The 25,121-nt window shown below is 71.6% G+C and carries 18 protein-coding genes; 7 read left to right on the top strand and 11 right to left on the bottom strand.

The annotated features are described in order from the left end of the window. Positions 1-2: 2 nt before the first annotated feature. The 3 genes from ACFYPS_RS22745 to ACFYPS_RS22735 form a co-directional block, all read right to left on the bottom strand. Entirely contained in the window at positions 3-1,007 is a 1,005-nt protein-coding gene (locus tag ACFYPS_RS22745; protein ID WP_354967975.1) for an expansin EXLX1 family cellulose-binding protein, read from the bottom strand. Between the two features lie 145 nt (positions 1,008-1,152). Beyond that, complete coding sequence (locus tag ACFYPS_RS22740) at positions 1,153-1,971, bottom strand: MOSC domain-containing protein (protein WP_354967974.1); 819 nt, start codon at positions 1,969-1,971, stop codon at positions 1,153-1,155. 4 nt (positions 1,972-1,975) lie between these two features. Beyond that, positions 1,976-2,809, bottom strand: coding sequence for a class I SAM-dependent methyltransferase (locus ACFYPS_RS22735; protein ID WP_354967973.1), 834 nt, complete (start codon positions 2,807-2,809; stop codon positions 1,976-1,978). A 138-nt stretch (positions 2,810-2,947) separates the two neighbouring features. On the opposite strand from ACFYPS_RS22735, the gene ACFYPS_RS22730 reads away from it, so the two are divergent. Continuing rightward, positions 2,948-4,033 carry an LCP family protein gene (locus tag ACFYPS_RS22730; protein ID WP_354967972.1) on the top strand — a complete coding sequence of 362 codons (1,086 nt, stop codon included), beginning with the start codon at positions 2,948-2,950 and terminating at the stop codon, positions 4,031-4,033. Positions 4,034-4,142: 109 nt separating this feature from the next. On the opposite strand, the gene ACFYPS_RS22725 is transcribed toward ACFYPS_RS22730, so the two are convergent. From ACFYPS_RS22725 to ACFYPS_RS22715, 3 genes are all read right to left on the bottom strand, one after another. Next, the gene (locus ACFYPS_RS22725) at positions 4,143-5,600 is read right to left on the bottom strand and encodes a sugar transferase (RefSeq protein WP_354967995.1); all 1,458 of its coding nucleotides are present in this window, start codon (positions 5,598-5,600) and stop codon (positions 4,143-4,145) included. A gap of 351 nt (positions 5,601-5,951) precedes the next feature. Beyond that, positions 5,952-6,737, bottom strand: a complete 786-nt coding sequence (locus ACFYPS_RS22720) for a glycosyltransferase (RefSeq protein WP_354967971.1) — start codon at positions 6,735-6,737, stop codon at positions 5,952-5,954. Positions 6,738-7,404: 667 nt separating this feature from the next. Beyond that, positions 7,405-9,378 carry a hypothetical protein gene (locus ACFYPS_RS22715; protein WP_354967970.1) on the bottom strand — a complete coding sequence of 658 codons (1,974 nt, stop codon included), beginning with the start codon at positions 9,376-9,378 and terminating at the stop codon, positions 7,405-7,407. 144 nt (positions 9,379-9,522) lie between these two features. Between ACFYPS_RS22715 and ACFYPS_RS22710 the strand changes: the two genes are divergently transcribed. Genes ACFYPS_RS22710 through hutH form a run of 6 tightly spaced genes read left to right on the top strand, consistent with a single transcriptional unit; the run spans position 9,523 to position 17,343 of the window. After that, on the top strand, positions 9,523-10,374 hold the full coding sequence (locus ACFYPS_RS22710; protein WP_354967969.1) for a MurR/RpiR family transcriptional regulator: 852 nt from the start codon (positions 9,523-9,525) through the stop codon (positions 10,372-10,374). A 19-nt stretch (positions 10,375-10,393) separates the two neighbouring features. Beyond that, positions 10,394-12,043, top strand: coding sequence for a urocanate hydratase (gene hutU / locus ACFYPS_RS22705; protein ID WP_387326842.1), 1,650 nt, complete (start codon positions 10,394-10,396; stop codon positions 12,041-12,043). Positions 12,044-12,054: 11 nt separating this feature from the next. Then, positions 12,055-13,275, top strand: a complete 1,221-nt coding sequence (locus ACFYPS_RS22700) for an allantoate amidohydrolase (protein WP_387326839.1) — start codon at positions 12,055-12,057, stop codon at positions 13,273-13,275. Further along, complete coding sequence (locus ACFYPS_RS22695; RefSeq protein WP_354967994.1) at positions 13,272-14,627, top strand: formimidoylglutamate deiminase; 1,356 nt, start codon at positions 13,272-13,274, stop codon at positions 14,625-14,627. Before ACFYPS_RS22700 ends, ACFYPS_RS22695 begins: the two co-directional genes overlap by 4 nt. Then, complete coding sequence (gene hutI / locus ACFYPS_RS22690) at positions 14,624-15,808, top strand: imidazolonepropionase (RefSeq protein WP_354967966.1); 1,185 nt, start codon at positions 14,624-14,626, stop codon at positions 15,806-15,808. The genes ACFYPS_RS22695 and hutI overlap by 4 nt, the downstream gene beginning before the upstream one ends. Further along, entirely contained in the window at positions 15,805-17,343 is a 1,539-nt protein-coding gene (hutH, locus tag ACFYPS_RS22685; RefSeq protein ID WP_354967965.1) for a histidine ammonia-lyase, read from the top strand. The genes hutI and hutH overlap by 4 nt, the downstream gene beginning before the upstream one ends. 58 nt (positions 17,344-17,401) lie before the next feature. Here hutH and ACFYPS_RS22680 read toward each other — a convergent pair whose 3' ends face one another. The 5 genes from ACFYPS_RS22680 to ACFYPS_RS22660 form a co-directional block, all read right to left on the bottom strand. Beyond that, positions 17,402-18,766 carry a lipopolysaccharide biosynthesis protein gene (locus ACFYPS_RS22680; RefSeq protein WP_387326835.1) on the bottom strand — a complete coding sequence of 455 codons (1,365 nt, stop codon included), beginning with the start codon at positions 18,764-18,766 and terminating at the stop codon, positions 17,402-17,404. 10 nt (positions 18,767-18,776) lie between these two features. Beyond that, positions 18,777-19,733, bottom strand: coding sequence for a glycosyltransferase (locus tag ACFYPS_RS22675; RefSeq protein ID WP_354967963.1), 957 nt, complete (start codon positions 19,731-19,733; stop codon positions 18,777-18,779). Beyond that, a complete protein-coding gene (locus ACFYPS_RS22670) occupies positions 19,730-21,058 on the bottom strand; it encodes a hypothetical protein (RefSeq protein ID WP_387326832.1) in 1,329 nt (442 codons plus the stop codon). The genes ACFYPS_RS22675 and ACFYPS_RS22670 overlap by 4 nt, the downstream gene beginning before the upstream one ends. A gap of 327 nt (positions 21,059-21,385) precedes the next feature. Further along, the gene (locus tag ACFYPS_RS22665) at positions 21,386-23,446 is read right to left on the bottom strand and encodes an acyltransferase family protein (RefSeq protein ID WP_387326829.1); all 2,061 of its coding nucleotides are present in this window, start codon (positions 23,444-23,446) and stop codon (positions 21,386-21,388) included. A 199-nt stretch (positions 23,447-23,645) separates the two neighbouring features. Next, positions 23,646-25,064 (bottom strand): glycosyltransferase family 39 protein, encoded by a 1,419-nt coding sequence (locus ACFYPS_RS22660; RefSeq protein ID WP_354967960.1) that lies wholly within the window; start codon positions 25,062-25,064, stop codon positions 23,646-23,648. Between the last annotated feature and the right edge of the window lie 57 nt (positions 25,065-25,121).

The raw sequence follows: 25,121 nt of genomic DNA, 5'->3' as shown, positions 1-25,121 counted from the left end.
GGTCAGCTCGCGCACCAGCGGGCCGAGGCCCCGGCCGGTCGGGTGGTCGGCGGGTCGGCCACCGCGGTGGCCGGCGTGCTCGCCTTCGCCACCTCGGCCGGGCGGCGGGCGGGCGTCGGCGTACCCGCTGGTCGGTTGGCGGACGGCCGGGCCGACGCGGGCGGACGGGAGTTGGCGGGCGCCGCGCCGCGCCCGTACATGCGGACTGTGCTGGTCTGGACCTGGCCGGGCGCCATCCGGATGCCGGCGACGGTCGCCCGGTTCCCGTACACGTCGCTCACCCGGATCGTGAACGGGCCGGCGCCGGCGCCGGAGGCGATCAACCAGTAGTTGTAGTCCTGCCGTGTGGCTGACTGCCACGGGCCGCTGTCACGCTGCCGGACCTCCACGGCGCGCAGCGGGTTGCCGTGGTTGCCCACCCGGACGGCGAACCAGAACTGCGACGCGCCCTCCTTGATCCGGAAGGTGAGCGGGCCGGGTAGTGGCGGGTTGACCACCGCGCGGTAGGTGACCGGAACGAGGCCCTGGACCGGGTCGGCGATCCGGGCGAACGCCTCGCGGGACAGGTCGAGGTGCCCGGGTTCGCACTCCGGGCACTGATCCATGATCAGGACGCGGACGCTGCCCTTCGGGCCGGTCACGTCGAGGAACCCGCCGCAGGCGGCGCCGGCGGCGTACTCCGTCGGTCCGAGCGCGACGTAGAGCCGGTTGGCCGGGGCTGCCGGGTTCGAGCAGTTGCCGCCGGCACCGTTCGAGTCGTAGAAGGTCGCCTTGCCGCTGTGCGTGGCGGTGCCGGTGGGCGGCGCGGCGAGCGCACGGCCGGCGGCGCAGGCGGGGGCGGAGCCGGAGCGCAGCGCAAGGGTGAGCCCGAGCACCGCCGCGAGGACGGTGACGCTGGTGGCGACCAGCCAGGGGATGGGGCCGGACGAGGGCGTGGGCCGGTCGTCCGGAACCCGGTCGAGGTCGATGTCGATGTCGACGCCGCCGGGAGCGCTTCCGTCCGTCACGACGCGATGCTGCCCGAACCGTCGTCGGCCGGACAAGCCGGCTAAGCGAAAGCTAAGACAGTGTCGACGGACGGTGATCGCTGCGCTCCCGCAACAGACCTGCGGTCAGACTCGCCACCGCCAACCCGGGGCGGTCGGCATCCGGTCAGGCGTCGATGACGACCGGGGCGCCGACGATCATCGGTCCACTGTCGACGGGCACCAGGTGCAGCCCGAAGAGGAGTTTCTGTTGGACGTTGCGGTACCGGCCGAGGGTGCGCAGCGGCTCCTTCGTGCGTACCCCGGTCTCCTGGTCGGTCGTGGTCACCACGCAGCGGTCACACGGCCCGGCGGCACGGAACCGCAGGTCGCCGATGCGCAGCGACCGGCCGGCCCAGTCGTCCTCGGCCCACGCAGGGGCTCCGTCGACCACCAGGTTGGGCCGGAACCGGGCCATCGGCACCGGCTCCTCCCCGGCCTCGGCGAGCCAGTCGTTGAGCGCGTCGAGGGAGGCGGCGTTCGCGAGCAGCAGTGGGTAGGCGTCCGCGAAGCTGACCTGGGCACCGGTGTCGTGTTCGCGATCTCCGGCGGCAAGGTGTCGGGTCGGCCGGGCCAGCCAGACCAGTCGGACCGGCCGGCCGAGCAGCGCGCCGAGCCAGGCGTCGGCCACCGGCCCGCCGGGTAGCGCGGGGACCGGGATCTTCCGGCTGCGGAAGGTGCGCACGGCGACCGGGTCTCCGCCGGCCGGCTCGGGCACGTCGAGGTCGGGTTGCCCGCCGGCGCGCAGCGAGAGGCCGCCGGGATGAACCGTGGCGCGCAGGTCGACCAGCCGGGTGGTCTCCCGCTGGGTGACGCCGACGCCGTCGGCGTCCACCACCATCCAGCGCCGGTCGCCCGCCAGGCCCCACGGATGCACCAGGGCGTCGTCGTGGTCGAGCCGGTGGCAACCCTTGACGGGGTACGTGTGGATCGAGGTCAGCCGCACCCGGCTACCATGCCACGCCGATGCCGTCCCCGGGGTACCAGTGGTTGGCGGGGCTCTCCCGGTAGGCGAGGAACCGCCGGCCGGTGCGCTCGGCGTGTTCGGCGAGCACGTTGGTGCTGGTGACGTTGTCGGTGAGCAGGATCGCGCCGGGGGCGAGCTTCGACTCCACCGCGTCGAACTCGCGCTTCTCGTGTGCCCGGCTGTGGTCGCTGTCGTGCAGGAACAGGTTGACCGGGCGGTCCAGAGCACCGATCGAGGCGATCGAGTCGCCGATCACCAGGTCGACCACCTCGGACCAGGGAGCGGCGTGGGCCAGGTAGCCGGCCTCGGGGTTGATGTCCAGCGAGGTGACCCGGCCCGGGTGGCCCTCCTGCGCGTTGCGCAGCAGTGCCGCGGCCAGCACACAGCTGCCCAGGCCCTTGTCCACACCGGTCTCCACCACGTGCGCCGGGCGGGTGGCTCGGACCATCGCGTACCAGCCGATTCGGCGGGCGTAGCGGACCTGTTTGTCGGCCAGCCCTCGCCGGGCGGAGCCCGCGGTGGCCCGCTCGATGTGCTGCCGCAGCGGCTGGTCGGACTCGATCTCGTCGAACCAGCCGCGGACCTGCTTGACCGGGCGGTCGCAGGCCACACTGACGAACCAGGCCAGGTGGTGGCGGCTGAGCTTGGTGAGCTCGTAGGTGTAGTTGTGGTGCTCCCGGGAGGTGACCAGCCAGCGGGCCGAGGTGCGCAGCACCTTGGCGTCGTGCCGGGCGACCCGCGCGAGCCGTTTCGGGAAGGCTGCGACGGGCGCGAGCCGGGTACGGGCGATCGCCCGTCGGAGCTTCGTTGCGTCCACCGGAGCTTCTTATCAGGCCGACGCGCCGTGCGGCAGAGGAAGTTGCCATTGAGTTCGGTCGACAGTTCAACCCGACGGCGGGCGGCGCCGACCGGACGAGGGTACTCGGGCCGCAGGCCGGGTGAGTAGCATCGCGCCATGCCACGTCACAATGAGACCGCGCAACCCGGCGCGTACTACTCGACCGGGACTGCGGGCCAGCCACAGCGGGTGGACGACGGCGAGCCGGTCGGCCCGCAGCCACCCCAACGACGCCGCTGGCGGCGGATTCTCCTGATCAGCCTTCTGGTGGTGACGCTGGTGGGGGGTGGAGCGGTCATCGCCGGTGGCCTCTACCTGCGCTCCGTCGAGGGGGGCATCGATCGCGTGGACGCGTTCGACGGCGTGCCGGAGGAGGGTCGCCCGCAGGCGACGGTCGAGGGCGCGATGAACATCATGATCCTGGGCAGCGACTCGCGCGACCCGGAGAAGACCTCCGGCTCGCGGACCGACACGATCATCCTCGCCCACCTGCCGAAGGACCGGTCCAGCGCTCAGCTGATCTCGATTCCCCGGGATACCTGGGTGTCGGTGCCCCGATCCGCGAACGGCAACAACGGCGGTCGGGATGCCAAGATCAATGCCGCGTACGCCTGGGGCGGGATTCCGCTGATGGTGCAGACCGTGGAGAAGTTCACCGCGGTACGGGTGGACCACGTCGCGGTGGTCGACTTCGCCGGGTTCAAGGAGATCATCGACGCGCTGGGCGGCATCGAGGTCAACTCGGAGAAGCAGTTCACCTCGATCCACGCGCCGTTCCGCACCTTCAGCAAGGGCATGCAGCGGATGGACGGCGAGGCGGCGCTCGACTACTCGCGCCAGCGCAAGCAGTTCGCCGACGGTGACTTCGCCCGGATCCGGCACCAGCAGCAGGTGATCAAGGCGATCATCGACAAGGCCTCCTCCGGTGGCCTCCTCACCAACCCCGGCAAGCTGAACTCGTTCCTCAAGGCCACCTCGAGCTCGGTCTCGGTGGACAAGGAGCTGTCCCTGCTGGAGACGGCGAACCAGATGCGCGGCGTCCGCGGCAGCAACCTGACCTTCGTCACCAGCCCCACCAAGGGCACCGGCCGGATCGGTTCGGAGAGCGTCGTCCTGGCCGACACGAACCGGGTCAAGTCGTTCTACGACGCGGTGCGCCGGGACGCTGTCCCGGACATCATCGCCGGCGCGAAGAAGCCATAGGTTCTCTCGCCCGGCAGGGCGCCGTCCCCGGACCGCGGAGGCGGCACCACGAACAGCGACGGGCGGTGGCCAGGAGGCCACCGCCCGTCGGCGTTCCACGGATTCGGGATCAGTACGCGCCCCGCCGGGCCAGCACGACGCTGGCCGTCTTCCACAAAATGGCGAGGTCGTACACCAGCGACCAGTTGTCCACGTAGTGCAGGTCCAGCCGGACCGCGTCGTCCCAGGTCAGGTCCGAGCGGCCGGAGATCTGCCAGAGGCCGGTGATGCCCGGGCGCACCAGCAACCGCCGGCGCACGTCACCGCGGTAGTCGTCGTCCTCGGTGGGCAGCGGGCGCGGGCCGACCAGCGACATCTGCCCGCGCAACACGTTGATCAGCTGGGGCAGCTCGTCCAGGGAGAGCGCCCGCAGGTGCCGGCCGATCGGGGTGACCCGCGGGTCGTCCTTCATCTTGAACAGCAGGCCGTCGCTCTCGTTCCGATGCTGCAGGGCGGCCAGCCGCTCCTCCGCGTCGGTGTACATGGTCCGGAACTTCCAGACCTTGAACGCGCGGCCCTCGTGGCCGATCCGGGTCTGCCGGAACATCACCGGCCCCGGGTCGGTGAACCTGATGGCCAATGCGATGGCGAGCAGCACCGGGCTCAGCAGCACCAGACCGACCAGCGCGGTGACCCGGTCGAGCACGGTCTTGACCAGCAGCGACAGGCCGGAGATGGTGGGTTCGTCCACGTTGAGCAGCGGGAGGCCCTCGATCGGCCGGACGTGGATGCGCGGGCCGGTGACGTCGGTGACCTGGGGGACCACCACCAGGTTCAGGCCGGTGCCCTCCAACTGCCAGGCGAGCTTGCGAAGCTCGTACGACTCCAGACTGGCAGGGCCACAGACCGCGATGGTGTCCGCGCCGAGCTGCTGGACCAATGGCACCAGGTCCCAGCCGACGTAGACCGGCACCGGAGCGTTCACCCGCTCGCCCGGCCGGGGGTGGTGTGGCAGGTGGATGGCGACCGGGTGCAGCCCGGCTCCGTAGTTGCGGGTCACCACCTCGTGCAGCGCGAGCGCGTCGGAGAGCCGGCCGACCAGCAGCACCTTCTGCGAGGCCCGCCCGCTGCGTCGGATCCGGCGCAGCACCACCCGGGCGGCGAAGCGAGCCACCAGGGTGTAGAGCAGCAGGCAGATGATGATGGCGGCGACCGTCGCCCGGGACAGGTCCTTCTTGAAGCCGAGTGCGAGGAACGAGACCGTGGCGGCCATCGCGAGGTTGGCCCGGGCCACCCGCTTGAGTTCCTCGGTGCCTAGCCCGAGTGCACGCTGGTCATACGCCCCGGCGGCGACGAGCAGGATCAGCCAACCCAGGGGGACGCCGATGTTCGCCACGAGGGTGAAGGAGCTGATGTTCCCCAGCACCCGCTGGTCCCAGAAGCCGGCGTCGGCCTCGTCCAGCAGGGCGACGACCGTCCGGCTGGCGGCCAGGGCAACGAGGGCATCGAGCAGGACCAGCCAGGCCACGTAGCGCCGACGCCAGTTGGCCCGTGGCGCGACCGGACGCGCGAACACCGACCGGGCCATGCCGTTGGAAGGTGGCGTGATGACCCCCAGGTCGGGGTCGAACCTCGGCGTCTGCTGTGGCGTGACAGCCGAGAGGAACTGAGTGTGCGCGGACACGACCTTCCTTTCCCACATCGCCCCCGACGGGAGATCGCGACGTGCACCTTATGCGTCCGTGCGGTGCCCTGCCTAGTGGCGATTCGGGCGCTGCTGTTGTGGTCCGACCAGTCCTTCGCGAAATCGCACCACGCCGACAGCTCCGGGATCAGAGCGTCATGAGCCGGCTTCTCGCGGTGCCGATCGCTCGGCGTCGAGGCGGTAACCACGGAGCCGTTCCATGCGTTCGACGACGCCGTCCCGTGCCGGGGCGGATCACCGCCCGGCGGCCGTGACCAACCATTTGCCGATCTCACTCACCGCACGCACCGCCACGACAACGAGGGCCAGCCCCGGAACACGTGGACGGCTGTACATCTTGATCATCTTGCGCCAGGCGACGAGACCGGCGATGCGCCGCCGGCTGATGCTGCCGCTGTGCCGATGGAATCGAACGATCGGCTCGTCGAGTCGCTGCAGGTGGACCCCGTTACTGAGGGCACGCAGGACCAACTCGACATCCACCTTGATGGACATCTGCTCGTCGTACCCGCCGAGCTGTAGCAGCAACTCACGGTCGATGGTCATGCCGGAGTGCTTGAAGGGCAGCCGGGGCCGAGTCAGCACGGACCGGAGCATCCGACGCGCATCCGGGTACGAGGGGAGCCTGATCACCTTCGCCGAACCGCCGACGATCTCCTCGTAGTCGGTGTAGACCCAGCGCGCACCCGTTTGAGCAAGGAAATCCTGCATCCGGGCCAGACCGTCGGGGGCCAACTCGTCGTCCGAGTCGAGCACGGTGACGAACCGGCCGCGGGCGATGCGTAGGGCAGCGTTGCGCGCGGCGCTGATCCCCGTCGGCTTTTGCTGGACGAGGCGGATCCGCCGGTCGGCAAGCAGGCCCGCCTCGGCCAACCCGTCCCGAACGGGTACGGCCGAACCGTCGTCGACCACGATGAGCTCGAAATCGTCGAAGCTGCCGGCGAGCACACTCTGGATGGACTTCACCAGGAGCTCGGGCCGGTCCCGGACAGCGATGCAGACGGAGATCGCTGGGGTCACCTGGTCTGCTGCCCGCGTCAGCGGGAGGGTCGAGGCGCCGACGGCCGGCATCGAGGGCACCGTGGGCCCGTCGATCATCGGCTGCGGGGGCCCGTGCTCGGAGGGGAGGGTGCTGCCAGCGGAGTCACGCGCGGAAGGGGGAGAGTATGCGGGGTGGTTAGTCACGGACGGCGGCCGTTTCGCAGCCCGCCCGTACTACCTGGGCCGCCCAGCACGCCAACCCCGCCGGTCCACAAGACACAACGATCCGACCCGCCCATCTTCGCCACCCCCATGAAAAGCCACCATTCGCAGCGATTTCAGCGACGCGTTCGCAGGACTTCCCTCGATCGACGACAATGAAGATCCATCGCGCAACAAGACGGAGTATAACCATCGCCGCACCGCCACACCATCACCTGTCAGGCGGCCGGATGTCGATCGAAATCGCTGTCCCTACAAGGGATTTACCTGGCCACCGCTCAGATCCACACGGGCTGAACGCCCCGCTGAGGCCGGCGAACCACGGGGCCGTTCGGTGGGAATCGAGTCAACCGAACATCTGATCTTTGGGTGGGCATGAATTTTCGTGGGCTGGTGAATGACCAATGAGGGCGATCACTGAGACGGATCATCAGCACTTATTCCCATGTGTCCGATCCGGCGAATTTGTCCCGTCACCGGCCACTCAGCGGCCGCGACGACGGACGAGCATCACGACCAGGACGACAAGGGCGATGAGCAACACGGCCGCGAACCCGACCAGCACGAAGACGAGGGCATCCGACTGCGCCCGCGACGCGTTCTCCAATCGCTGGCGCTCGGCGGCGTTCTGCCGGTAGGCCTGCGCGAGCACGTTGGCGGGTGACGCCGCCGCGGCCTTCTCAAGCTGCGTGACGGCGCCCGACGAGTCGCCGCCGAAGTACGCGTCCAGCCCGCTGCGGTAGAGCTTGTCGGAGTCACCGAGTGCGTTGCCGATGCCGGCCTCGGTCAGCAGCGTGGCGATCGTCGACGCCGGCAGCACCGCCCGGTTGGCACGGTCCGGTCGCGCCTGATCCTGGTAGATCAGCCCGGCGACCCGGCCCGCGGGATCGAGGGCGATACCCCCGTGTGACACCGTGCCGAGGTCCTCGTTGACGAGGTAGATCGAGACGGGTCCGCGCTGGCTCGTACCGGTGATCGTCACCAGCTTCGACTGGGGACGGTAGGTGGCGTTGCGGAAGACGACATCGGTGGTCGTGAAGGCGAGGATGCGTACCGAGGCGTCCTCCGCGAGGCTGGCGGACGGGTTGAGTTCCACCGCGGGCAGGCCGCCCTGGGCGAGCTTGATCAGTGCGGTGTTGCCGCTGTCCTCGGGCAGGCTCCGGACGACCTCGGCCGGGATGGCCGGCTCCTTCGTCACGTTGCCCGTGCCGGTGTTGAGCTGGCCGTACACCGCACTGGTCGGCTCGGTGCCCGGTTCCACACCAGTGAACCGCACCTTGCCGAGGTTGGCCGCGATGTAGGTGGAGATCTGCGGGGCGGAGAGCTTCTTCTCCTGCACGAGCAACCTGGCCAGCGCGTCGACGGCGAGCCAGCGGGCGTGCTCCTCGGTCGGCTTGACGCAGGACCCGTTGGTGACGGCGTGGCCGTCAGGAGTCACCACGAAGCCACTGCACCGACGGATGAAGGAGACGGGCTGGGGGTGCACCAGGGCGTTCGTCCTGGTGTCCCGGACGTACCCGGTGAAGACCGCCTCGATGAAGACCAGCGACGGCGCGGCGACCGCGAGGGCGCGCTCCTCCGGGCTGTACAGAGTGGCCTGTGCCCACGGCTTCAGCCCCGGCTCGGCCGCGGCGTCACCCGGGGACGCCGTGACGATCGCCGTCGGCGGAGTGTACGGATCGGGCTGGTCCTTGCCGGCGATCGCCCAGATGGCCACGCCACTGCCCACAGCCGCCACCAGCACGAGCGCGGCCAGCCCCGCCCAGAGCCCGGTACGGCGCGGCGGCGGCTCCGACGGCTTGATGCGCCGGACCGGGGCGCCGAATGGATCGTAGGGCGGCGGATCCGCCGGAGCGGCGGACACCGGCGCGGGCGACTGGGGCGCGTCGGCGGCGGGCGGTGGGATCGGCGCGGGCGGCACGGTCGGCAGCCCGCCGGCGTGCAGCGCCCACGGCGCGAACGGTGCTCCGGACGTCGGCAGCGGGGCACCGGAGACGGGCTGCGGGGCGCCGGACACCGGCTGCGGCGGCGCGGAGAACTGCTGCGGAGGGCCGGACACCGACTGCGGCGGCCCGGAGACCTGCCGCGGCACCCCGGTGACCGGCTCCGTCGAGCCGCCCTCCTCGGTCGAGCTGCCCTTGTCCGTCGGCACCGGGTGGTACTCCTGCCCCAGTGCGCGGAACAGCTTCTCGGCGCCCTGGCCGGCCTCCGCCGGGTAGGCCGCCCACGGCTCGGCGGAGAAGAAGTCGGCGTACGCGAAGGCCTGGCCGCCCGGCCTCTGCGACATGGCGTTGGCAGTCCCGGCGAAGGCCTCGCGCCACCCCGGCGTGCTCGCGGCCACGGCGTCCAGCACCGCTACGGTCACGAACCGGCCCTGCTCGTCGATGGCAGCCCAGGCCTTTCCCACTGGGCAGGTGCCCAGCATGTGGGTGAACCGGTACGGGCCAACCGACTGCATGCGCACTCCTCTGCTCGACCGCCGTGCGGATCCTACAGAGGGGACGCTCGCCCGGTCGTCCACCGGTCGGTCCACCAACCGGTGGGTGGAACGTGCGGCGAGGAACGGTTGCCCTCTGAAAGTTTTCATGCATAGAGTCTCGGTGTGAATGAAGGAGCTGTCGCCGCGCCCACCGAGCGGGTGCTCGACCTGTTCCAGGGGGTGCGGCTCACCCCGACCCAGCGTCGGATCGCGCACTGCCTGGTGCAGCACGCCCCCGCCGTGGCGTACCTGTCCGCGGCCGAGGTGGCAGAGCTGGCCGGGGTCAGCCAGCCGTCGGTCACCCGGTTCGCCGTCGCGCTCGGCCACGACGGCTACCCCGCGCTGCGCCGCCGGTTGCGCGACCTCACCACCGCCGCGCCCGGCGGACCGGCGGACGCCGGCAACGAACTCCAGCAGGCCGTACGCGCCGAGATGGGCAACCTCGACCGCCTCGCCGGTCAGCTCGCCGACCGGGACCGGATCGCCGAGACCGGTCGGCTGCTCGCCGCCAGTCGCCCGCTGCCGGTGCTCGGCCTACGCGCCGCCGCGCCGCTGGCCGCGTACTTCGCCTACTTCGCCGCCAAGGTGCACCCGGACGTCCGGGTGCTCGACGACGGCGGCAGCCTGCTCGCCGACCGCCTGGAGCAGGCCGCCGAGGCTGGCGCCTCGGCGGTCCTGGCCTTCGTGCTGCCCCGCTACCCCCGGGAGACCCTGGACGCGCTGCGCGACGCGCGGGCCGCCGGGTTGACCGTGGTGGCGATCACCGACTCGCCGGTCAGCCCCGCCACCGAGCATGCCGACGTGGTGCTGCCCGCCGCGGTCGGCGCCCAGCTCGTCTTCGACCTGCACACCGCCCCGATGACCCTGGCCATGGTGCTGTTGCAGGCGATCTGCGACGCCGCGCCGGCCGACACCCAGCGCCGGCTGGAGGCGTTCGAAGCCTCCGCGGCCCGCCGTCAGTTGTTCCTCGGATGATGACCGGAGGAGACCCGAGATGACCCAGCACGTCCGTGCCGCACGGGGCAGCGACCTCACCGCCCGCGGTTGGCCGCAGGAGGCCGCCCTGCGGATGCTCATGAACAACCTCGACCCCGAGGTGGCCGAACGCCCCGACGACCTGGTCGTCTACGGCGGCACCGGCAAGGCGGCGCGGGACTGGCCGTCGTACCACGCGTTGGTCCGCACGCTGACCGACCTGCGCGAGGACGAGACGATGCTGGTGCAGTCCGGCCGCCCGGTCGGCGTGCTGCGCACCCACGAGTGGGCGCCCCGGGTGCTGCTGGCCAACTCCAACCTGGTCGGCGACTGGGCGACCTGGCCGGAGTTCCGCCGGCTGGAGCAGCTCGGTCTGACGATGTACGGGCAGATGACCGCCGGCTCGTGGATCTACATCGGCACCCAGGGCATCCTCCAGGGCACCTACGAGACGTTCGCCGCGGTGGCCGCGAAGCGGTTCGGGGACACCCTCGCGGGCACGCTGACGCTGACCGCCGGCTGCGGCGGGATGGGCGGCGCGCAGCCGCTCGCGGTCACCATGAACGGCGGCGTCTGCCTGATCGTGGACGTGGACCGGACCCGCCTCGACCGGCGCGTGCACGACCGCTACCTGGACGAGGTGGCCGACTCGCTGGACGACGCGGTCCGGCGGGTGCTGGCCGCGAAGCGGGACCGGCGCGCGCTCTCCGTCGGCGTGGTCGGCAACGCGGCCGAGGTCTTCCCGGAGCTGCTCAGCCGCGGCGTCGAGATCGACATCGTGACCGACCAGACCAGCGCGCACGACCCGCTGTCGTACCTGCCGGTGGGGGTGGAGCTGGCCGACGCCCGGGAGTACGCGGCGGCGAAGCCGGCCGAGTTCACCGACCGGGCCCGGGCGTCCATGGCGCGGCACGTCGAGGCGATGGTCGGCTTCCTCGACGCTGGCGCGGAGGTCTTCGACTACGGCAACTCGATCCGGGGCGAGGCGCAGCTCGCCGGCTACCAGCGCGCGTTCGACTTTCCCGGCTTCGTGCCGGCGTACATCCGGCCGCTGTTCTCCGAGGGCAAGGGCCCGTTCCGGTGGGCGGCGCTCTCCGGCGACCCGGCCGACATCGCCGCCACCGACCGGGCCATCCTGGAGTTGTTCCCGGAGAACGAGTCGCTGGCCCGGTGGATCCGGCTGGCGGGCGAGCGGGTCGCCTTCCAGGGCCTGCCCGCGCGGATCTGCTGGCTCGGGTACGGCGAACGGGACAAGGCTGGCGTGCGGTTCAACGAGATGGTCGCCTCCGGCGAACTCTCCGCCCCGCTCGTCATCGGCCGGGACCACCTGGACGCCGGCAGCGTGGCCAGCCCGTACCGGGAGACCGAGGCGATGGCCGACGGCTCCGACGCGATCGCCGACTGGCCGCTGCTCAACGCGCTGGTCAACACGGCCAGCGGCGCCTCCTGGGTGTCCATCCACCACGGCGGCGGGGTGGGCATCGGCCGGTCGATCCACGCCGGGCAGGTCTGCGTGGCCGACGGCACCGCGCTGGCCGGGCAGAAGATCGAGCGGGTGCTCACCAACGACCCGGCGATGGGCGTCATTCGCCACGTCGACGCCGGCTACGACATCGCTCGCGAGGTCGCCACGCGTACCGGCGTCCGCACCCCGATGACCGAGCAGTGAGGAAGGGCCCCTTGTTATCGGATTCTGTTGTAGAAGGGCCCCTTGCCAACAGGTTTCGGGAGCTGTGGGACGAGATCGCGCCGGTCGGGCGGGACGCCGGCAGCGGCGGCTACCTGCGCTACGCGTTGACCAAGCCCGAGCTGGAGCTGCGCAGCTGGTTCCGGTCCCAGGCCGACCGGCGCGGCCTGCCGGTCACCGAGGACGGCAACGGCAACCTGTTCGCCCACTGGGGTGACCCGGAGGCCGGGGACGCGGTGCTGACCGGCAGCCACTTCGACTCGGTGCCGCACGGCGGGGCGTACGACGGGCCGCTCGGCATCGTCAGCGCGTTCCTCGCCGTGGACGAGCTGCGGGCCGCCGGCGTCACCCCGGGCCGCCCGCTGGTGCTGGCCGCGTTCGTCGAGGAGGAGGGTGCGCGCTTCGGCGTACCGTGCCTGGGGTCGCGGCTGCTCACCGGGGCGCTGCCGGCGGAACGCGCGGCCGGGCTGCGCGACGCGGCCGGGGTGAGCTTCGCCGAGGCGCTCGGCGACCAGCCGGCGGGCGCCCGCCCGGACCTGCTGGGCCGGTTCGGCGCCTTCGTGGAGCTGCACGTCGAGCAGGGCCGCGCGCTGGACGAGACGGACGCTCCGGTCGGTGTGGCCAGCGCGATCTGGCCGCACGGCCGGTGGCGCTTCGACGTGGTCGGCGAGGGCAACCACGCCGGTACGACCCGGATGGCCGACCGCCGCGACCCGATGCTCACCTACGCGTTCACCGTGCTGGCGGCCAACAAGGAGGCCCGGCTGCGCGGCGCGCACGCCACCGTGGGCCGGGTCGCCGTCGAACCGAACGTCACCAACGCCATCCCGTCGAAGGTGACCGGCTGGCTGGACGCCCGGGCCGCCGACCCGGAGACGCTGACCGGGCTGGTCGACGCGGTACGGGGCAAGCTCGCCGAGCGGGCCCGCCGCGACGGTACGGCGGTGACGGTGACCGAGGAGTCGACGACCCCGCTGGTCGCCTTCGATGGCGGGCTGGCCGGCCGGCTGGCCACGCTGCTCACGGCACCGGTGCTGCCCACCGGCGCCGGGCACGACGCCGGGGTGCTGGCCGCGCACCTGCCCACCGCGATGCTCTTCGTGCGCAACCCGACCGGGGTGTCGCACTCCCCCGCCGAGGCGGCCACCGACGTCGACTGCGCCGCCGGCGTACGGGCGCTGGCCCGGGTCCTGGAGGAGCTGACATGCCGGTGACCCGCTGGCTCGCCGAGTACGCCTGGCTGCCCGAGTACGCCGAGCCCACTCCGGACGTGCTGATCGAGACCGACGGTGAGCGGATCACCGCCGTGACGCCGCTGACCGCGGGCAGCCGACCGCCCGCCGGGGTCGAGGTGTTCGCCGACGCCAAGCCGCTGCCCGGGTTGACCCTGCCCGGACTGGCCAACGTGCACTCGCACGCGTTCCACCGGGCGCTGCGCGGGCGTACCCACGGTGGCCGGGGCGACTTCTGGAGCTGGCGGGACCGGATGTACGCCGTTGCGGACCGCCTGGACCCGGACACCTACCTCGCCCTGGCCCGGGCGGTCTACGCCGAGATGGCCCTCGCGGGGATCACCTGCGTCGGTGAGTTCCACTACCTGCACCACCGGCCCGACGGCGGCGCCTACGACGACCCGAACGCGATGGGCGAGGCGCTGGTCGAGGCCGCCGCGCACGCCGGGATCCGGCTCACCCTGCTGGACACCTGCTACCTGACCGCCGGCGTGGACGGCCGGGCCCTGGCCGGGCCGCAGCGACGCTTCGGCGACGGCGACGCGGCCCGGTGGGCCGAGCGGGTGACGGCGTTCCAGCCGACGGACGGGCACTCCCGGGTCGGCGCGGCCGTGCACTCGGTACGGGCGGTCCCCGCCGACCAGCTCGGCACGGTGGCCGACTGGGCGCGGGACCGGCGGGCGCCGCTGCACGTGCACCTCTCCGAGCAGCCCGCCGAGAACGACGAGTGCCGGGCCGTGCACGGGCGTACGCCGACCGCGCTGCTCGCCGAGCACGGCGTGCTCGGGCCGGACACCACGGCCGTGCACGCCACCCACCCGACCAGCGGTGACCTGGCGCTGCTCGGGGAGAGCAGGACCGGGGTGTGCCTGTGCCCGACCACCGAACGGGACCTCGCCGACGGGATCGGCCCGGCCCGGCGGATGGCCGAGGCGGGGATCCGGTTGAGCCTGGGCAGCGACAGCCAGGCGGTGATCGACCTCTTCGAGGAGGCCCGGGCGGTGGAGTTGGACGAGCGGCTGCGCACCCGACGCCGCGGCCACTTCACCCCGGCCGAGCTGCTGATCGCCGCCACCTCCGCCGGGCACGCCGCACTGGGCTGGGCCGACGCCGGGCGGATCGCCGTCGGCGCCCGGGCCGACCTGGTCACGGTACGGCTGGACAGCGCCCGCACCGCCGGGGTGCCGCCGGTGGGCGCGTTCTTCGCCGCCGGGGCCACGGACGTCGTACAGGTCGTCGTGGACGGGCGGGTGGTGGTGGCCGAGGGCCGGCACCTGACTGTGGACGTGCCGGCTGAACTGTCGGCCTCGATCGAGGCGGTGACTCCCACATGAGCAGCCTGCTGGTGGACAACATCGGGGAGCTGGTCACCAACGGCGCTGGCGAGGGCCCGCTGGGCATCCGCCGCAACGCGGCCGTGCTCGTCGAGGAGGGTCGGGTGGCCTGGGTCGGGCCGGCGGCGTACGCGCCGGCCGCCGACCGGCGGGTCGACGCCGACGGGGCCGCCGTGCTGCCCGGATTCGTGGACAGCCACGCACACCTGGTCTTCGCCGGGGACCGCGCCGCCGAGTTCGCCGCCCGGATGGCCGGCCAGCCGTACACCGGGGGCGGCATCCGGACCACGGTCGGCGCGACCCGGGCGGCTTCCGACGACGAGCTGCGCGCCACCGTGCGCCGGCTGCGCGGGGAGGCGCTGCGGCAGGGCACCACCACCATGGAAATCAAGAGCGGGTACGGGCTGACCGTCGCCGACGAGGCCCGCTCGCTGCGGATCGCCGCCGAGGCCAGCGCCGAGACCACCTTCCTCGGCGCGCACGTGGTGCCCGCCGAGTACGCCGACCGCCCCGACGACTACGTCGGCCTGGTCTGCGGGCCGATGCTGGCCGCCGCCGCGCCGCACGCCAAGTGGATCGACGTGTTCTGCGAGCGGGGCGCCTTCGACGTCGACCACGCCCGGGCCATCCTGGCCTGCGGGCAGGCCGCCGGGCTGGGCGTGCGGTTGCACGCCAACCAGCTCGGCCCCGGCCCCGGGGTGCTGCTCGGCGTGGAGCTGGACGCGGCGAGCGTCGACCACTGCACCCACCTCAGCGATGCCGACGTGGCCGCGCTGGCCGGCACCGCCCACACCGACGGGTCGGGGACCCGCACGGTGGCGACCCTGCTGCCCGGCGCCGAGTTCTCCACCCGCTCGCCGTACCCGGACGCCCGCCGCCTGCTCGACGCCGGCATCACCGTCGCGCTCGCCACCGACTGCAACCCCGGCTCGTCGTACACCTCGTCGATGCCGTTCTGTGTGGCGCTGGCGGTCCGCGAGATGCGGATGACCCCGGCGGAGGCGGTCCGGGCCGCGACGCTGGGCGGCGCGCGGGCGCTGCGCCGCGACGACATCGGCGTGCTCACCCCCGGCGCCCGGGCCGACCTGGTCGTCCTGGACGCGCCGTCGTACCTGCACCTGGCCTACCGGCCCGGTGTTCCACTGATCCGCCAGGTCCTGCTCAACGGAGTGCCGCAATGACGACCGTGACCATTCAGCCCACCGGGGTCTCCCCCGCCGACGTGCTCGCGGTGGCCCGCGGCACCGCCAAGGTCGTCCTCGACCCGGCCACCATCGACGCCATGGCGACCAGCCGGGCCATCGTGGACGGCATCGAGTCGTCCGGCCGCCCCGTCTACGGGGTCTCGACGGGATTCGGGGCGCTCGCCAACACGTTCGTCGCCCCGGAGCGCCGGGCCGAGCTCCAGCACGCGCTGATCCGCTCGCACGCCGCCGGGGTGGGCGCGCCGATGCCGCGCGAGGTGGTCCGGGCGATGATGCTGCTGCGGGTCCGCTCGCTCGCGCTCGGCCACTCCGGGGTCCGCCCGCTGGTCGCCGAGGCGCTGCTCGACCTTCTCAACCACGACATCACCCCCTGGGTGCCGGAGCACGGCTCGCTGGGGGCCTCCGGCGACCTGGCGCCGCTGGCGCACTGCGCGCTCGTGCTGCTCGGCGAGGGCTGGGTGCTCGGGCCGACCGGCGAGCGGCAGGACGCGGCCGACGTGCTGACCGCCGCCGGGCTCAAGCCGATCGAGCTGGCCGCCAAGGAGGGGCTGGCACTGATCAACGGCACCGACGGGATGCTCGGCATGCTGTTGATGGCCATCCACGACGCCGCGCACCTGTTCACCATGGCCGACGTCACCGCCGCGCTGGGCATCGAGGCGATGCTCGGCTCCGAGCGGCCCTTCCTGCCCGAGCTGCACGCCATCCGTCCGCACCCCGGGCAGGCGGCCTCGGCGGCGAACATCCACCGGCTGCTCCAGGACTCCCGGGTGATGGACTCGCACCGGGACGACCTGGCGCACGCCGTGCAGGACGCGTACTCGATGCGCTGCGCGCCGCAGGTGGCCGGGGCGGCCCGGGACACGCTGGAGTTCGCGCGGACGGTGGCGGCCCGCGAGCTGATCTCCGTGGTGGACAACCCGGTGGTGCTGCCGGACGGCCGGGTCGAGTCGACCGGTAACTTCCACGGGGCTCCGCTCGGCTTCGCCGCCGACTTCCTGGCCATCGCCGCCGCCGAGGTGGGCGCGATCGCCGAGCGGCGGGTGGACCGGCTGCTGGACGTCACCCGGTCCCGGGAGCTGCCGGCGTTCCTCTCCCCCGACGCCGGGGTCAACTCCGGTCTGATGATCGCCCAGTACACGGCGGCCGGGATCGTCGCGGAGAACCGCCGACTGGCCGCGCCGGCCTCGGTGGATTCCCTGCCCACCAGTGGGATGCAGGAGGACCACGTCTCGATGGGCTGGGCGGCGGCCAAGAAGCTGCGCACCGTGCTGGACAACCTGTCCAGCGTGCTCGCGGTCGAGCTGCTGGCGGCGGTACGCGGCCTTCAGCTGCGCGCCCCGCTGGTGCCGTCGCCGGCCGGCCGGGCCGCGGTGGAGGCGGTCCAGGCGTTCGCCGGCGAGCCGGGCCCGGACATCTTTCTCGCTCCGGCGATGGAGGCGGCCCGCCGTACGGTGTCCGACCGCGACCTGCGTACCGCCATCGAACGCGAGGTCGGTCCGCTGGCCTGACCATCGGCGGCCCCGATGACCGGCGTCGGGGCCTGCCAGGTCACCCGTCGAAGCGGGCTCAGCTCCTGATGACCGTCCGTCGGATCTCCGCCCAGGAGGGTAGTTCGGCGCCCGCCACGACGTCGCGCTTCGCTCGGGACCAGAACAGGACGAGAACGATCGCCTCGGACAGCACCGTCGCCCATGCGGCGCCGGCCACACCGAACAGCGGGATCGCGGTGGCCAGCGCGGCCAGGTAGGCGAGCGAGCCCAGCCCCTGATACAGCACCTTCTGCCGCACCAGGCCGCCGCTCATCAGCAGCGACTCGACACTGGCAGCGCCGAAGCGCAGGGGGATCGCCAGCGCGAGGATGGCCATCACCGGGACGGAGGTCCGGTACTCCGCGCCGAAGATCAGGGGAATGGCGTACCGGCCGACCAGCGCGACGACGGCGCCGAGGAGCAGACCGAGACCGATCATCCCGACCGTGCCGGCGCGGTACGCGATGAGGACCGCGTTGCGGTTGGAGCGGGACCACCGGTGCAGCTTCGCCAGGAAGTACTGCTGGTAGACGATGCGCGGCAGCAGGTAGATCGCGGTCAACAGCGTCATGGGCACGGCGAGCACCGCGGCGGACTCCGAGTTCAGAAACTCGGCGGAGACGACGATGCCCAGTTGCATGCCGAGCTGGTAGAACAGGCTGCCCAGCAGGAACAGCCACGTGGCGGCGACGAGGTGGCGAGCCCGGGGTGGACGCGCCGGGCGACGGCGCACCGGAAGGTGGCCCTCCAGCGTCGCCCGCCCGTACCAGAACGGCGTGATCATCAGGACACTCATGGCCACCGTGACGGCAGCCACGAGCGCGTAGCCCAGTGCCACCATGAGCGCCGACAGCCCGAAGGACAGGGTCAGAACGGCCACGAGGAGTCGACCGACCTGCGGCGCCAGTTGCAGCGCCGCGAGTCGCCCGTAGGCGCCCTGCAACTGGAGGGCCGACCCGGACAGCGCCATCGCGACAAGCGACAGGATGATCGGGGCGAGCCCGATCCGAAGGTCACCGGTGTCGGGATCATGCCGGTCGAGCAGCCCCCACCCGACGAGCGCGACGACCAGCAGGCCGGACGTGACCGCGACCAGTGCGATGGACGGCCGTACCCAACGGAACGCCCGAGACCCCTCGCGTCCGAACCGTTGCAGCCAGAACTCGGCGACCCCGAAGATGGCCAGCGGCCCGGCCAGCGTGACCAGGGACATCACCGACATGAAGGCGCCGAAGTCCGCCTTGGGCAGGCTACGGGCGAGCAACACCTGGGTGAGGAACGCGAGCACGGTGACGCCGGCCTGGCTGATCCCGAGCAGGCCCAACTGGCGGAGGCGGCGCGCCATGCCGCTGCCGGACCGGCTGCCTGCCGGCGGGCCGGTCCGCACCTCGACTCCGGTCATCGTCCGACCATCACGCGGCCGCTCCGGCCGGCACGTGCGATCGCAACATCTCCAACTCGGCCTCCGTGCGACCCATCCACGCCTCGCGAGCCGCCGTGATCCGCCCGGCCGCGGCCGGGTCCTCGTCGATGGCCTCGCGGACGCCGGCGACCAGGGCATCGCTCTGGTTGGCGACGAGCGTGGCGAAGCTCCCGAACAGAGCCTCGGTGGTCCGGGTGCGAGACAGGACCAACGGCCGACCCGCGCTCAGCGCCTCGCACGCGCCACTGGGCTGCGTGGCGTCCCGGTCGGTCAGCACGACAACCGCGCGCGAGGCGGCGACGGCCGCCTCGTAGTCGGGGAGGTCGAGGAAGCCCAGGGTGGTGAAGTTGGGTAGGCGCTCCGCGCGCTCACGAAGCGGCGGCGGCAACCGGTGCAGTGGCGCGGTGGTCGCGAAGGTGACGTCCGGCATCGCCTCGATCGCGTCGATGAGGACGTCCATCGGCTCGTCCGGAGCGACGGTGGCCACGACGAACACCCAGCCACGTGGTGCCGCCGGCGGGATCTCCCGAAGCGGATCGTGCACGACGAGCGTACGCAGGCCCGGGAACTCCGCACGGGCGATAGCGTCGGCCTCTTCGGTGTGGGTCAGAACCAGTTGCGCCCCCCGCAGGATCGACGCGGTGCTGGGAACCCGGCGCCACCGCGACTGGAACTGCCCGTTGTGCGCGTCGACGATGTACGGAACCCGGCTGAGGTAGGGGGCCAGCGCGGACAGGTGGGGCTGCGCCTGCGCGACCACGAACGATGGCCGACGCGAGCGGAGCAGTTGGAGATCGTTCCACGTGTGGGCGACGTAGTCGAAGGGGCGAAGGATCTTCGGCGTCGCCTTGGACGGGCGCCACGCCACCTCGGCGCCCAGCGCCTCCGCCAGCACGTCGGATCGACGCTGATAACGCTTCCACGAAATGAACAGGGGGGAGCTCATTTGTGATCACCACCAGCATCGGTTGGCGCGCCGGCCGGCGTGCTCGAAAGGGGGAAGAATCTGACAAGAAGAATGAGGGAGAGGAAGAACAACCACATGAAGTACGAGTAGGAGGTCGGCTTCTGCGTGAGAGCGGAGATGACCGTCAGGACGTAGAGGATGGTCAGCATCCACCTCGCCTCGACCGCGATGGCCCGCTTCGTCACCCGCCACAGGTTGACGAAGATAATCGTCATGAGAATGAGCCCGAGCAATCCCCACACCACGAAGACGCGCAACGGATCGGCGTGGGTGTTCCAGGGTTCGTAGCCCAGCCCGATGAGCCAGACGTCCCACGGCGCGTCCTGCCACACTTCCGCTACGCGGAACCAGATCTGCCCTCGACCGTGCAGGAACTCGTCGTTGGTCGGATTGAGTGAGCCGATCTGCGTGACGAGAAAGAGCGCGCGATCCAACAGATAGGCTCCCCAACGGATCGCCGCCAGGGCCACGAGGACGACGAGGACGACCGCTCCCCAGACGGCGGTGCGGAACGGCAGGTTGGAAATCTGCCGGAGGAGCTCCGGGAGCCGGCGCAGCTCGAACGCGACGATCACCAACGCCACACAGAGGATGGTGATCCGGTGTGTGCTGACGACCGCGGTGGCGGCCAGGAGCGCGACGGCGGCGTAGCGGGCCACCGGACTGACCCGTAGCCGGTCACCGGCGGCGTAGAGGATGAACACCGCGAAGATCAGGAGCCGGCCGAGGGACGCCGGATGGAAGTAACCCCCCGACGCCCGCCCGACCTTGCCGCTCATCAGGTTGAAGAAGTAGGTGTACGGGACGACGCCGACGACCTGCAGCCAGGCGATCACGGAATGCGCGACGGCGCCGAGGACCACGAGCAGCAGCACCCACCGCAGCCGTTCGACGGAGAACCAGTCCGGCTTGCGGAACATGACCGCCAACAGCATGATCGGCGCGAACCCGACCGCGAGCTGGGCGCCCTGCGTGATGACCCCGCTCTTCGGCGCGACGTCCGGACCGAAGAGCGCGACCACGTCGGCCGTGGTGAAGATCTGGAGGAAGTCCTCCCGCGCGGATATCGCCAGCAGGCCGATGATGGAGAACAGGCCGAGAACCAGCAGCGCGACGATGGAGGGCGCCAGATCCGTCGGGAAACGCTTCATCGCCACGACGATGGCGACAAAGGACCCCGCCATGAAGAGGGCGCCAATCACCGTCGCCACCATGCCGGCGTCAACGGTGTCGGCCGCGACCTTTTCGCCGAAGATGTCGAAGAATGATTTCACGCCGATCATTACCATGGCGAGTGCGGCCATGATCTGGGCTGTGGCCAACGGATAACGCCCGAGGCGCCGGCCACTGCCCTCAGTCGGGGCAGCCGCCGCCTTTCGAGGCATTATGTCCATTTCGTGATCCTCTCAGCGCCATCCCTCGGGGCACTATACGCGAGCGTCATAACCGATAGAGGTTGCCCGGGTCGACGGCGAACCGACCGGCGACCGCCACGGCACCGAGTGCGATTTCCCCTCTTTCGCCCACTTTCCGCGACCACGCCGCCGGAGCGAGAAGTCGAGGTGACCGCAATGGACTGTTCGGCTGCATCTCGCGGTGAACTTCCATGCCTGTGGGTCGCGGGCTCGGCGTTACATTGCGAGTCGTGCCGCGACACGCTCGACGAGGTGGGACCCCAGGGTTCGCGCGTAGGTCGCCGTCATGTGGTGCGTGTCGCGGTAGACGATGACGTTGCCGATCACCAGCGGACACTGGGTCGCGGTGCAGAACAGGTCGGTGAGATCGACCGTCCGCACCTTTCCGTCGGTCCGCTTCGCGGCCTCCTCGAGGGCGTCCCGGGTGCCGAGCGCCGCCTGCCGGTCGACGGCGCATCGCCTCGGATCCCCTCCGTTCGCCGCGTCGTCGACGAGACAGCTCAGGTCGGCCGAGCCGAGCCCCGGATTGTCCACCACCACGACGATCCTGGTTCCCCGCTCCAGCACCGGGCGCCACGCCTCGACGTATTTGCGGATCTGGCCGCCCGCCGCCCGGGGGTCGGCGCTCGCGTTCCGCCTCCCACTGACGATGACGAGGTCGTACTTCGGGCCGTCGCCAAGCCTCTGAGCCATCGCCTGCCGTCGCGCGTAGCACGGATCGGACTGGTCCGCGGCGTCGACCGTCGCCCAGATGCACCCGCGGGCGACGTAGGTGTCGACCGCCCAGTTCCGAGCGTCGAGCTGACCCTCGATCGCCGGAATCAGCATCGCCGCGTGCGAGTCCCCGACGAGTGCGACCCGGGTCGCGTCGGGCCGCTGCGATCCGATGCGACACGACGTGAGCGTGGCGCCCGGCTCCTGGTCGTAGCACCGGTACGCGGAGCCCGTGTCCTTGGTGAGCATCGACATCTCGGGGAACAGCTCCCGGCCGAGGGCGCCGTCCTCGCAGCGTTGCGGCTCGACTCTGGCACCCGCCCCGAGGCACGGCGTGCCCGCCGCCAACAACTGCTCGAGACGCGAGGTGTTCGCCTGGCTGCCCTGTTCGAGCAGGCGGTTTCCGGCGACGACGACGGACAGGACCAGTGCCATCGACATCGCCGCGGCCGCGTACTGCGGCCACAACCGGCGCCCGCGGGTGAACACGCCGAACCGCACCGGGTCCTCGACGAGGCGCTTGGTCAGCGCGGCCAACACCACCACACCCGCGATGACGACGAGCTTCACCGGCCAGATCATCCGGTCGCCGGTCGCCAGCTGGAAAATCACGATGGGCGGCCAGTGCCAGAGGTAGACGGAGTACGACCAGTCGCCGAACTTCTGCACCGGCGCCCAGGCCATCGGCCCGAGAGGAGACCAGCGCGGACCGGGTGCACCGGCCCAGATGGCGGCGAGCGTGCCGACGACCGGCAGCGCTGCGGCGTAACCCGGGAAGGGGGTCCCGGAATGGAGTACGAAAGCGGCGACGCCGATCAGGAGCAGGCCCAGCCAGGAGACCGCCGCCCGGGTACGCTCCCCGGCCGACCGGCCGAGCCCCGGCAGGGTCGCGAGCATCGCGCCGGCCCCGAACTCCCACGCCCGAGTGGGCGTGACGAAGTAGGCGGCGGCACTGTTCGCGGACGTCTCGTAGACGGAGTAGGCGAAGGAGGTTGCGACGATCAGGGCGAGCGTGACCCGGATCGCGCCCATCGGGTCCGTCCGCCGGAGCCGGCCGGCGATCACCACCGCGAGCACGATCAACAGGGGCCAGACCAGGTAGAACTGTTCCTCCACCGAGAGTGACCAGTAGTGCTGCACCGGCGACCGGACATTTTCCGCGGCGAGGTAGTCCACGGCGTCGTGCGCCAGTTGCCAGTTCTCGACGTAGATGGTCGCCGCCGCGATCTCGCGGAGTATCTGCGGCCAGTAGAGCTGTGGCACCCAGATGAAGACGGCCGCCGCGGTGGCGACGAGGACGAGCAGGGAAGCCGGCAACAGGCGCCGGATCCGGCGGGCCCAGAAGGCCCGGAGGCGAACCGAGCCGGATTGCCGCACCTCGCGCACGAGGTGCGCCGTGATGAGGAAGCCGCTGATCGCGAAGAAGACGTCGACGCCGACGTATCCGCCCGGGATCCGGTGCGGCCAGAAATGAAACAGCAGCACCAGGAGCACGGCAAGGGCCCGCAGTGCTTGGATCTCCGGCCGCAGCAGCCCACGAGACGTCGGCTTCGAGTCGCTCACTGTGCCTCACCACTGCGGTAGGGGTGGGGTGGCGTGTACCCGCCACACCGCCATGCACTAGCGGCGACGGCGAGGGTATACGGCCGGAACGCCCGTACTCCATCCGGGGACCGTCGGTGCGCAGGCGGTGCGCGTCAGCTCCGTACGAGCGGTCGCCGGACACAGTGGACATCGGTCACGGTGCGTCGGAACTCCCTGCTCAGGCCCGTCCCGTGGCTTGCCACAGTGACACGGTGACCCCGGTGAGCCGGACCACCCGGACCTGCTCGAACCCGGCGAGCTGCTGGCTCAGCGACGGATTCATGCCGGTGCGCTGGTCGGCCTCGGTCGACCCGCTGACCAGCCACAGCCGCTCGGCCGTGCGGAGACAGTCGCCGTTCCGGCAGGTCCGCCCGTACGTCGCGACGCCGCCGGGCCAAGCGGTGAAGACCGTGTTCAGCTCCGGCCCGTCGGCCCGGCGAAGGTAGTAGTTCACACCGTCCTGCAGTCGACTGGCGTATCCGGCATGGATCCCGACCGCGTCGCCAGCGTTGGCCTCCGCCGCGAGGACCGCCACCGCGCCCCGCAGGTCGGGCTCGCCCGGCACGACGTTTTCGCGGTTCGTCGCGTGCATCGGCAGCGCGAAGGCGGCGCAGAGCACGACCAGCAGCGCGGGCAGGACGGCCCGCCGCCAGGACGACGTCGCCGTACCGGGCGCCGGTTGGGCGTGCCGGGTCACGGTCGCGACGGCCAGCAGGCACCACGCCGGCAGGGTGAACAGCACGTACCGATGGATGAGCAGCGCCGCCACCGGTGAGATGAGCAGCAGTACATAGAACGGCGCGACCGCCCACGTGCCGAGCAGAGCGCCACGACGCCCCAGCGTCACGGCGCCGAGGAGGGCCAGCCCGATGATCAGCGCGCTGACCGTGACACTGCCCGTCACCCGCACGATCTCGTTGTTGGTGCTGTCCCAGGTGGCCTCCGGAATCCACGACACCTGCTTGGCCTGCTCGGACCCGATCCAGGCCAGGGGAAGCACGGGGATGACAGCCGCGACCGCCGCCAGGAACCAGCGCAGGATCACCCTCTTCTGACGGAGGCTCAGGACGTACACCATGTGCGCCGGCAACAGCAGCAGCGCGACCATGTGCAGCAACCCGGCCACGGCCACCACCACGGCGTACGCGAGCCACCGCAGCCACGTCGGCCGCTCCGCCGCACGCAGCATCAGCAGGGTCGCCAGCGCCACCGCGGCGGCGGCGAGAGCGTAGGGGCGCGCTTCCTGCGCGTACCGGGAGACGGTCGGCAGCACGGCGACGAGCAGACCGGCGAACAGACCGGTCGTCGGGTCGAACAGCTTGCGGCCGATGACCGCGGTCATCGCGGCGGCGAGCGCCACCGCGATGATGGACGGCATCCGCAGGGACGCCTCCGATTCGCCGAACACCGCGATCCAGCCGTGCATCAGGATGTAGTAGGGCGCGATGACCGCGTCGGTCACCTCCACCAGGCCCCGCAGCGCCCCCATTGACTTCGTCGACGCCGCCCACGTGGCGATCTCGTCGCGCCAGAGCTGCCGGCGCTCAAGGCCGTAGAGCGCGATGAGGAACGCGGCGAGGGCCGGTACGACCGGCACCGACCAGCGTGCGAGTCGATCCGTCAGGGGAGCTGAAGGGCGTGCTTCCGCGCGCGC

The organism is Micromonospora sp. NPDC005087, from assembly GCF_042872965.1.
Taxonomy (GTDB): Bacteria; Actinomycetota; Actinomycetes; order Mycobacteriales; family Micromonosporaceae; genus Micromonospora.
This window is presented reverse-complemented; position numbering and strand designations above follow the sequence as displayed.